This window comes from Mesorhizobium sp. M7A.F.Ca.CA.004.06.1.1 (assembly GCF_003999135.1).
Lineage (GTDB): Bacteria > Pseudomonadota > Alphaproteobacteria > Rhizobiales > Rhizobiaceae > Mesorhizobium.
Genome location: NZ_RZPQ01000626.1, coordinates 1 through 3501, shown reverse-complemented (window position 1 = coordinate 3501; position 3501 = coordinate 1). Strand labels below are relative to the sequence as shown.

At 63.8% G+C, this 3501-nt stretch carries 3 protein-coding genes; 2 read left to right on the top strand and 1 reads right to left on the bottom strand.

Going from position 1 to position 3501, the window contains the following annotated elements; all coding sequences use genetic code 11:
- The coding region (locus EN906_RS27160) for a LacI family DNA-binding transcriptional regulator (protein WP_206529175.1) at positions 1-1071 on the bottom strand (1071 nt) is incomplete at its 3' end.
- A 575-nt stretch (positions 1072-1646) separates the two neighbouring features.
- Between EN906_RS27160 and EN906_RS27155 the strand changes: the two genes are divergently transcribed.
- Both EN906_RS27155 and EN906_RS27150 read left to right on the top strand, forming a co-directional pair.
- Positions 1647-2609, top strand: coding sequence for a sugar-binding protein (locus EN906_RS27155; RefSeq protein ID WP_127269276.1), 963 nt, complete (start codon positions 1647-1649; stop codon positions 2607-2609).
- Positions 2610-2864: 255 nt separating this feature from the next.
- On the top strand, positions 2865-3501 hold a 637-nt coding region (locus EN906_RS27150; RefSeq protein WP_164777390.1), incomplete at its 3' end, for an ATP-binding cassette domain-containing protein.

The window sequence follows — 3501 nt, the reverse complement described above, 5'->3', positions numbered from 1 at the left end:
CAGCTTCGTAATCGGATACCGCCCCCGTCCAGGCGCCGCCGGCGCTTCCAGCTGTTCGATCGCCCATTGGCCCATCGCCATATGCGGCAGGATCGAGGTCGTCAGCGGCGGGAAGAGGTGGCGGGCGATTTCCTCGTCGTCGTAGCCGACCACGGAGATGTCCTGCGGAATGTGCAGGCCGGCTTCCTTCAGCGCTTCGTAGCAGCCGATCGCGGTGCGGTCGTTCTGGCAGAAGATGGCGGTGGGCTTATCCCTGAGCGCCAGCAGCTTGACGGTGGCGGCGTAGCCGGCGCTGGCCGACCAGTCGCCTTCGACCACCAGCTCGGGGTCGAACGGGATGTCGGCGGTGGCGAGCGCGCGGCGGTAGCCTTTCAGGCGGTCCTGGGCGGCCTGCATCCAGGGCTCGCCGGTGATGGTGGCGATGCGGCGGTGGCCGTGGCTGATCAGATGGCGGGTCGAGCTCTGGCCGCCGGCGATCTCGCTCGGCACCACAGCAGGGAAGGCATAGTCCGCCGTATAGCAGTTGAGCAGGATCACCGGGATGTCGAGACCGTAGAGGTAGTCGGGCGCTGTGATCTCGCGGGTGAAGATGGTCATGTAGATCAGCGCCGAAATGCCCCGCTTGGTCAGCGCTGAAATGGCGCGCGGCTCCATGACGGAATCGCCCAGCGTCTGCGCCACCAGAAGCACGTTGCCGGCATTCCACGAGGCCTGGCGCGCGCCCTCGATGGCGACCACGGCTTCCGGGCTGGTGGCGAGCTGGTCGACGGCGAAGCCGATCACCCCGTCCAGCCCTTCGAAGGCGGGCCCCCCGAAGGCAGGCAACGTCGGGTGGAGGGCTGAGAAGGCGGGCGCGGCGTAGCCGAGCGTGCGCGCGGTTTCGATCACCCGTTCGCGGGTCTGCTGCGACAGCTTGATCCCTGGCGAATTGTTGAGCACGAAGGAAACGGTCGCCTGCGAGCAGCCGGCCGCCCTGGCGATATCGATCATGGTGACGCGGCCCTTGGCGCCCTTGGCCGGCGCTTTGCGCCGCCTCGCCGTGTCGCTGGCCCGATCCGTCGTCTCGCTCATGGCAAATCCCAGTCTGGCAGGCCGGTCAGGCCGGCAAGATGGCGTGACGCCGTCGATTTATAGCGGTAACCCCAAGGTCGTTTATAACTATTAGTATACCAGAGGTCCATCCGCCATGAATCCCCATACAAGCCAAAACCTAAAGGGCGGAAGGCTTGGGTGGCGGGCCGGCGGTGACCACGGCTCGGCGGCGGGCGCACCGCGAAACCCCGGCATTGGCGTGGAACTAATACTGTTTACTAATACAAAAATGCCCTGTACCGTCAATCCGTCGCGTCCGGTCGGTGACGTTCGGGGCGGCGGGAGAGTACGAAAAATGGCCCGGTGGCGAGCGGACCTACCTCCGCAACCCTTGTCTCGGATATGTGATATGTCAGACAAATCGGACTATTTACGAACGAAGGATGAGTCTCTAAGGTCCATGATCGTGGCTGGAACGACGCCATTCTTTCGGTGCCGGGAACCCCTTTGAGGAGGAGGGCGTCCACGCTGCAAACGGCAAATCAGGTCAGTGCCAAAATCAGGTTAATGCAAGATCGGCCGGTCCAACGACTGAGCCAAACGGGAGGTTGAACATGAAATCCTTGATACGAACTGCATCCGTAGCCGCGACCGCGCTGCTGCTTGGCCTGTCGGCCACGGCCATCGCGCGCGCCCAAGACAAGCCGACGCTGGCCTTCGTCGTCAACGGCGCTTCCGATTTCTGGAAGGCCGCCGAAGCCGGCGTCAAGAAGGCGCAGGGCGAACTGCCTGACTACAATCTTGAGCTCAAATATCCCGAGCAGTCCTCGGTCGCCATCCAGCAGCGGCTGATGGACGATCTGGTGACCGCCGGCGTCAAGGGCATCATGGTCTCGGCCGTCGATCCCAAGACCTCGACCGATGGGTTGAACAAGATCGCCTCGGAAACGGCGCTGTTCACCACCGACTCTGACGCACCGCAGACCAAGCGCGTCGCCTATATCGGCTCGTCCAATGTCGATGCCGGCAAGCAGGCGGCCGAAATCGCCAAGAAGGCGATGCCCAATGGCGGCAAGTGCCTCGGCTTCGTCGGCCTGCTCGGCGCCGACAACGCCAAGGAGCGCATCCAGGGCATGAAGGACGGCCTGGCCGGCACCAAGATCGAGCTGATCGACGTGCGCGGCGACGACATCGACCAGGCGCGCGCCAAGAAGAATGTCGAAGACGCGCTGGTCGCCAGCCCCGACGTCACCTGCATGGTCGGCTTCTATTCCTACAACACGCCGCGCATCTATGAAGCGCTGCGCGACGCCGGCAAGCTCGGCTCGATCACCGTCGTCGGCTTCGATGACGATCCGATCACGCTGGGCGGCGTCAAGGAAGGCACCATTGCCGCCACCGTCGTGCAGCAGCCCTTCGAATGGGCCTATCAGGGCATGAAGCTGATGGCTGCCTATCTCAAGGGCGACAAGTCGGGCATCCCGGAAGGCAACCTCATCATCATCCCGACCAAGATCATCGGCAAGGATGACGTCGACGCCTACGCCGCCAATCTGAAGGCGATGTCTGGAAACTGATCGTCGTTAGCGCTGCCCCTCATCCGCCTGCCGGCACCTTCTCCCCGTATAGTGACGGGGAGAAGGGAAGCGCTCCAACGCTGGCAATCCCCCTCTCCCCGTCTCTATACGGGGGTCCGAAGGACGGGCGAGACAAGTGGCTCGCCCCGGAAGGGGTAGGGTGAGGGGCAGCGCGACGCCTCGCTTTTTATTGACGGGTTCGATCAGGCCCGTCAGTCTGCGAGGAGGCCGTTCCGCCAATCGCTGTCAGGCATGATGAACTATTCCGACACATCCATTGCTGCATCCGTGACCGCCCCGTTCCTCAGCCTCGAGAACGTGCGCAAGACCTATCCGGGCGTCGTCGCGCTGGACGGCTTCTCCATGGAGGTCAGGCCGGGCGAGGTCATCGGCCTCGTCGGCGAAAACGGCGCCGGCAAATCGACCTTGATGAAGATCCTCGGCGGCGTCACCACGCCCGACAGCGGCACGATCACGGTCGACGGCACCGCGCATGACAGGCTCTCCGTCGAAGCCAGCCTGGGTTCGGGCATCGCCTTCGTCCACCAGGAACTCAACCTGTTCGAAAATCTCGATGTCGCGGCCAACATCTTCTTCGGCCGCGAGCCGTTGCGCGCCGGGCCGCTGAAGCTCGTCGACCGCGCCAGGCTGCGCACCATGGTGGCGCCGCTTTTGAAGCGCGTCGGCGCCAATTTTTCCGCCGACACCCAAGTTGCGACCCTGTCGCTGGCCCAGCAGCAGATGGTCGAGATCGCCAAGGCGCTGTCGATCGAGGCGCGGCTGGTCATCCTCGACGAGCCGACATCGAGCCTGCCGCTCGCCGAAACCGACAAATTGCTCGACGTCATCAAGGCGCTGAAGGCCGACGGCATCAGCGTCATCTTCATTTCGC